Source organism: Neisseria sp. P0021.S005, assembly GCF_051956955.1.
The window spans coordinates 1-6,236 of record NZ_JBQCWY010000150.1 but is presented as its reverse complement, the minus strand read 5'-3'; the positions used below and the strand labels follow the sequence as shown (position 1 = coordinate 6,236).

8 protein-coding genes are annotated in these 6,236 nt (G+C 49.2%); 7 read left to right on the top strand and 1 reads right to left on the bottom strand.

The window, feature by feature from the left end; translation table 11 throughout:
• The first annotated feature begins 38 nt into the window (after positions 1-38).
• The 7 genes from ACTHUE_RS09510 to nqrM all read left to right on the top strand — a co-directional run bounded on the left by ACTHUE_RS09510 (position 39) and on the right by nqrM (position 5,936).
• Complete coding sequence (locus ACTHUE_RS09510; protein ID WP_070503747.1) at positions 39-1,271, top strand: NADH:ubiquinone reductase (Na(+)-transporting) subunit B; 1,233 nt, start codon at positions 39-41, stop codon at positions 1,269-1,271.
• A complete protein-coding gene (locus ACTHUE_RS09505; protein ID WP_004519571.1) occupies positions 1,264-2,040 on the top strand; it encodes a Na(+)-translocating NADH-quinone reductase subunit C in 777 nt (258 codons plus the stop codon). The genes ACTHUE_RS09510 and ACTHUE_RS09505 overlap by 8 nt, the downstream gene beginning before the upstream one ends.
• The gene (locus tag ACTHUE_RS09500; protein WP_003684313.1) at positions 2,040-2,666 is read left to right on the top strand and encodes an NADH:ubiquinone reductase (Na(+)-transporting) subunit D; all 627 of its coding nucleotides are present in this window, start codon (positions 2,040-2,042) and stop codon (positions 2,664-2,666) included. The genes ACTHUE_RS09505 and ACTHUE_RS09500 overlap by 1 nt, the downstream gene beginning before the upstream one ends.
• 3 nt (positions 2,667-2,669) lie before the next feature.
• Positions 2,670-3,263, top strand: coding sequence for an NADH:ubiquinone reductase (Na(+)-transporting) subunit E (gene nqrE, locus ACTHUE_RS09495; RefSeq protein WP_003684365.1), 594 nt, complete (start codon positions 2,670-2,672; stop codon positions 3,261-3,263).
• A 13-nt stretch (positions 3,264-3,276) separates the two neighbouring features.
• Positions 3,277-4,494: an NADH:ubiquinone reductase (Na(+)-transporting) subunit F gene (gene nqrF, locus ACTHUE_RS09490; protein ID WP_004519569.1), complete on the top strand. Its 1,218-nt coding sequence runs from the start codon at positions 3,277-3,279 to the stop codon at positions 4,492-4,494.
• A 132-nt stretch (positions 4,495-4,626) separates the two neighbouring features.
• Positions 4,627-5,697 (top strand): FAD:protein FMN transferase, encoded by a 1,071-nt coding sequence (locus ACTHUE_RS09485; RefSeq protein WP_083314051.1) that lies wholly within the window; start codon positions 4,627-4,629, stop codon positions 5,695-5,697.
• A 17-nt stretch (positions 5,698-5,714) separates the two neighbouring features.
• Entirely contained in the window at positions 5,715-5,936 is a 222-nt protein-coding gene (nqrM, locus tag ACTHUE_RS09480) for a (Na+)-NQR maturation NqrM (RefSeq protein WP_003680888.1), read from the top strand.
• Between the two features lie 227 nt (positions 5,937-6,163).
• Here nqrM and rpmG read toward each other — a convergent pair.
• The coding region (rpmG, locus tag ACTHUE_RS09475) for a 50S ribosomal protein L33 (RefSeq protein WP_440423359.1) at positions 6,164-6,236 on the bottom strand (73 nt) is incomplete at its 5' end.

Sequence of the window (6,236 nt, the reverse complement as noted above, 5' to 3'; positions counted from 1 at the left end):
CGCAAGGTGCTGGAAACCATTGAGAAGGAAGGCTGATTATGGGCTTGAAACATTTTCTTGAAAAAATCGAACCGCACTTCCTGCCGGGCGGCAAACATGAAAAATGGTATGCCCTCTACGAAGCTGCAGCGACGATTTTCTATACATCCGGCGCGGTAACGCGCAAAGCGGCGCACGTCCGCGATGCACTCGACTCCAAGCGCATGATGATTTTGGTGTGGCTGGCTTTGTTCCCTGCCATGTTCTACGGTATGTACAACGTCGGCGCACAGGCATTCGGTGCGTTAACGCCTGATTTGCTGCAACAAAATATCGCCAACAACTGGCACTACGCCCTTGCCAACGCTTTGGGCATCAATATGTCGTCTGAAGCGGGTGTGTTGGGCAAAATGCTGTTCGGCGCGATTTTCTTCCTGCCGATTTACGCGACTGTATTTGTTGTGGGCGGCTTCTGGGAAGTTTTGTTCGCATCCGTACGCAAACACGAAATCAACGAAGGTTTCTTCGTGACTTCGATTCTGTTTGCTTTGATCGTTCCCCCTACCCTGCCTTTGTGGCAAGCGGCTTTGGGTATTTCTTTCGGCGTTGTGGTTGCGAAAGAAGTATTCGGCGGTACAGGTAAAAACTTCATGAACCCTGCTCTTGCAGGTCGTGCGTTCCTGTTCTTCGCCTACCCTGCCAACATTACCGGCGATACCATTTGGACTGCGGTTGACGGCTATTCAGGTGCCACTGCTTTGGCGCAATGGGCGGCACACGGTGCAGACGGCCTGAAAAACGCTGTAACCGGTCAAACCATTTCTTGGATGGATGCGTTTATCGGTAACGTACCCGGCTCAATCGGCGAAGTATCCACTTTGGCGCTTTTAATCGGCGGCGCTTTTATCGTGTTCACCCGTATTGCCTCTTGGCGCATTATCGCCGGCGTGATGATCGGTATGATTGCCATGTCTTCTCTGTTTAACTTCATCGGTTCGGACACCAACGCCATGTTCTCCATGCCTTGGTATTGGCACTTGGTGGTCGGCGGCTTCGCCATCGGTATGCTGTTTATGGCGACCGACCCTGTTTCCGCTTCCTTTACCAATGTTGGCAAATGGTGGTACGGCGCGCTTATCGGTGTGATGTGCGTGTTGATCCGCGTGGTCAACCCTGCTTACCCCGAAGGCATGATGTTGGCGATTCTGTTTGCCAACCTGTTTGCCCCAATTTTCGACTATTTCGTCGCACAAGCGAACATCAAACGCAGAAAGGCGCGCAGCAATGGCTAAGAAATTCGATAAAGACAGCTTCAGTGGCACGCTGATTGTGGTATTGGTTGTCAGCCTGATTTGTTCCATCATCGTTGCTGGTGCGGTCGTCGGCTTGAAACCTATCCAAGAGAAACAAAAGCTCCAAGACAAACAAGGCTATATCTTAAGCGTAGCCGGTTTGATGGATAAAAACACCGACATCAGCAAAACCTTTGCCGAACGTATCGAGCAACGCGTTGTCGATTTGGCAACAGGCGAATACGTGAAAGACGCGCCGAAAGACTTCAGCGCGCGCATCGCAGGCAAAGACCCTGCCCAAAGCATCCAAATCAAACCCGAAGACGATTTGGCCGGCATCAAAAGCCGTGCCAAATACACTGAGGTTTACTTGGTAAAAGGCGAAGACGGCAAAGTCAGCCAAATCATCCTGCCTATGCACGGTAACGGCTTGTGGTCTGTCATGTACGGTTTTGTCGCCATTCAACCCGACGGCAATACCATCAACGGCATCACCTACTACGACCAAGGTGAAACTCCGGGTTTGGGCGGCGAAATCGGCAATCCGTTGTGGCAACAAAAATTCGTCGGCAAAAAACTGTTTGACGAACAAGGCAAACTCGCCCTGCATGTTGGCAAAGGCGCAAGTTCGGACAAAGAACACGGCGTAGATGCCCTCTCCGGCGCATCGCTGACATCTAAAGGCGTGCAAGGTTCGTTCGCCTACTGGTTCGGCGAAAACGGCTATATCCCCTACCTGAACAAATTGAAATCAGCAGGAGCACAATAATGGCTGACATGAAACGCTTGAAATATTTGATGTTTTCACCCTTTATCGACAACAACCCGATTGCCTTGCAGGTTTTGGGTATTTGTTCGGCTTTGGCGGTTACCACCAAACTTCAGACGGCCATCGTAATGGGTATTTCCGTAGCTTTGGTAACCGGTTTTTCCAGCTTCTTCATTTCTTTGGTACGCAACTATATCCCTAACAGCATCCGTATTATTGTGCAAATGGCGATTGTTGCTTCCTTGGTAACGCTGGTTGACCAACTGCTCCAAGCCTTTGCTTATGAGCTGTCCAAACAGCTGTCCGTATTCGTCGGCCTAATTATTACCAACTGTATCGTAATGGGCCGTGCCGAAGCATTCGCAATGAAAGAGCCGCCGCTGGAAAGCTTGGTTGACGGTATCGGCAACGGCGCAGGTTACGGCATGATGTTGATCATCATCGCAACCATCCGCGAACTGATCGGCTCTGGCAAGCTCTTTGGCTACACCATTTTCCAAACCGTACAAGATGGCGGCTGGTATCAAACCAACGGCTTGTTCCTGCTCGCCCCTAGCGCGTTCTTCATCATCGGCTTCTTGGTATGGGGTCTGCGCACTTGGAAACCTGAACAGGCGGAGAAATAACACATGGAACATTACTTAAGCCTCTTTGTAAAATCCGTCTTTCTGGAAAACATGGCACTTTCCTTCTTCTTGGGGATGTGTACGTTTTTGGCGGTATCTAAAAAAGTATCCACTGCATTCGGTTTGGGCGTTGCCGTAACTTTCGTACTCGGCCTGTCCGTCCCAGCCAACCAACTTGTTTACTCGCTGTTGAAAGACGGTGCGCTGGTTGAAGGCGTAGACCTGACCTTCCTGAAATTCATCACCTTCATCGGCGTGATTGCTGCTTTGGTGCAGATTTTGGAAATGTTCTTGGATAAATTCGTCCCTGCCCTCTACAACGCATTGGGTATCTACCTGCCTCTGATTACCGTAAACTGCGCGATTTTCGGTGCCGTATCATTTATGGCGCAACGCGAATACAACTTCGGCGAGTCCGTTGTATATGGTTTCGGTGCAGGTCTGGGCTGGCTTTTGGCTATTGTCGCTTTGGCGGGCATTACCGAAAAAATGAAATATTCGGATGTCCCTAAAGGCCTCAAAGGCTTGGGCATTACCTTTATCGCTGCTGGCCTGATGGCAATGGCGTTTATGTCGTTCTCCGGCATCCAGTTATAAGAAAGGAATCGGCATGGAGATTATTTTAGGTATCGTGATGTTCACCCTCATCGTCTTGGTGTTGGCACTGATGATTCTGTTTGCCAAATCCAAGTTGGTGAGCGAAGGCGACATCACCATCAAAGTCAATAACGAAAAAGAGCTGACGATGCCTGCCGGCGGCAAACTGCTGGGTGCGCTTGCCAGCCAAGGCATCTTCGTTCCTTCCGCCTGCGGTGGCGGCGGCTCATGCGGTCAGTGCCGCGTTGTCGTGAAAAGCGGCGGTGGCGACATTCTGCCAACTGAGTTGTCCCACATCAGCAAACGCGAAGCGCGCGAAGGCTGCCGCCTGTCTTGTCAGGTCAACGTTAAAACCGACATGGACATCGAAGTACCGGAAGAAGTGTTCGGTGTGAAAAAATGGGAATGCACCGTCATCTCCAATGACAACAAAGCAACGTTCATTAAAGAACTCAAGCTTGCCATTCCTGAAGGTGAAGAAGTTCCTTTCCGCGCCGGCGGCTACATCCAAATTGAAGCTCCTCCTCATACTGTCGCCTACAAAGACTTCGACATTCCTAAGGAATACCACGAAGACTGGGACAAATACAATCTGTGGCAATATGTTTCCAAAGTGGACGAGCCGATTTTGCGCGCTTACTCCATGGCTTCATATCCAGAAGAAAAAGGCATCATCATGCTGAACGTGCGTATCGCCACGCCGCCTCCGCGCGTACCCGATGCGCCTCCGGGACAAATGTCGTCCTACATCTGGTCGCTTAAACCCGGCGACAAAGTAACCATCTCCGGCCCGTTTGGCGAATTCTTCGCCAAAGACACCGATGCCGAAATGGTATTTATCGGCGGTGGTGCGGGTATGGCTCCGATGCGTTCCCACATTTTCGACCAGCTGAAACGTTTGAACTCCAAACGTAAGATTACCTTCTGGTATGGTGCACGTTCTAAACGCGAGATGTTCTATGTTGAAGACTTCGACCAACTCGCAGCAGAATTCCCGAACTTCACATGGCACGTCGCCCTGTCCGACCCATTGCCTGAAGACAACTGGGACGGTTACACAGGCTTCATTCACAACGTGGTTTACGAAAACCACCTGAAAAACCACGAAGCACCGGAAGACTGCGAATTCTACATGTGCGGCCCTCCAATCATGAACCAGTCCGTGATCAAAATGCTCAAAGACTTGGGCGTGGAAGACGAAAACATCCTTTTGGACGATTTCGGCGGCTAACAGACAAAAAGGAAGAAACTTCGGTTTCTTCCTTTTTTATTGCCAGGTCGTCTGAAAACCATACTTTCAGACGGCCTGAACCTTTCTTTTACGATACAATAAAGGCTTCAAAAAATAATCCGCAAATCCCTTATGCTGTTTCTTTCTAATTCGTTTTACCGTCCGATAATCGGCTACACCGTTGCCATCGTTTCCGCACTCACGCTCTCTGCCTGCCAACCCGAAAAACAACAACAAACCATCACCCTGCAAGGCGAGACCATGGGCACGACCTATACCGTCAAATATCTTTCAGACGGCCAAGATAAACTCCCCTCCCCTGCCGAAATACAAAAACGCATTGATGACGCGCTTAAAGAAGTCAATCGGCAAATGTCTACCTACCAGACCGATTCCGAAATCAGCCAATTCAACCAGCTGCGCACCGTCAATCAGGCCATGCCCATTTCCCAAGACTTTGCCTATGTGACCGGAGAAGCCTTGCGTTTAAACAAACTGACGCACGGCGCGCTGGACGTAACCGTCGGCCCTTTGGTCAACCTCTGGGGATTCGGCCCGCAAAAAGAAATTACGCACGAACCGACTGCACAAGAAATCCAACATGCTTCAGAAATGGTCGGTACGGACAAACTCAAACTTTCCCAAGACGGACAGCAGCCTACACTTGCCAAAACCCATCCCGAAGTCTATTTAGACCTATCCTCCATCGCCAAAGGCTTTGGTGTGGATAAAACCGCCGCCGAACTTGAAAAACTCAATATCGGCAATTATTTAGTAGAAATCGGAGGCGAGTTGCATGGCAAAGGCCACAATGCGCAAGGCAACCCTTGGCGTATCGGCATTGAGCAGCCCAATATCGTTCAAGGCGGCACCACTCAAATTACCATTCCATTGGACAATAAATCACTGGCCACATCCGGCGACTACCGTATTTTCCATGTCGATAAATCAGGCCGCCGCCTTTCCCATATTATCAACCCTAAAACCAAACAACCCATCAGCCACAACCTTGCTTCCATCAGCGTAGTAGCAGAAAACGCCACACTTGCAGACGGCCTTTCAACCGGATTGTTCGTCCTCGGAGAAACCGAAGCGCTTAAACTTGCCGAGCAAGAAAATCTCGCCGTTTTCCTTATCATCCGAACCCCGCAAGGCGGCTACCATACTAAAATGTCCAGCGCATTCAAGAAATTATTAAACTAACCTTCAGGAATACACACATGAAAACCCTCCTCCTTACTTTCGGCATTTTTATCATTGTCATCCTCGGCATGGCAGTCGGCTATATTTTCTCCAAACGCACCATCAAAGGCAGCTGCGGCGGCATTTCCTCTCTCGGCATGAAGAAAATGTGCGATTGCGACACGCCATGTGATACCTTGCAAAAAGAGCTGGATAAAAAACAACATTCCGACAACCAAGGCATCAAGGTCGATCATTAAGTCGTTGTTAAATGTTTATTAGTGATTTAAGACAGCTCACCCCCTATCAGGCCGTCTGAAAAATAAAAGAGCGTAATCCCAATGGATACACGCTCTTTTATTTTGTCTATTCCAAAGCAATCCAAAAATATCTTGCATACACATTTGAAACAAGCCCTCCAAAACTAATCATGAAATAAAAAGAAAAGCTCCTGCAAAACAGGAGCTTTTTCTTGGAAGAAACCGGATTATTTCAATTTAGTTTCTTTGTAAATAACGTGTTTACGGGCTACTGGGTCAAATTTTTTGATTTCCAGTTTG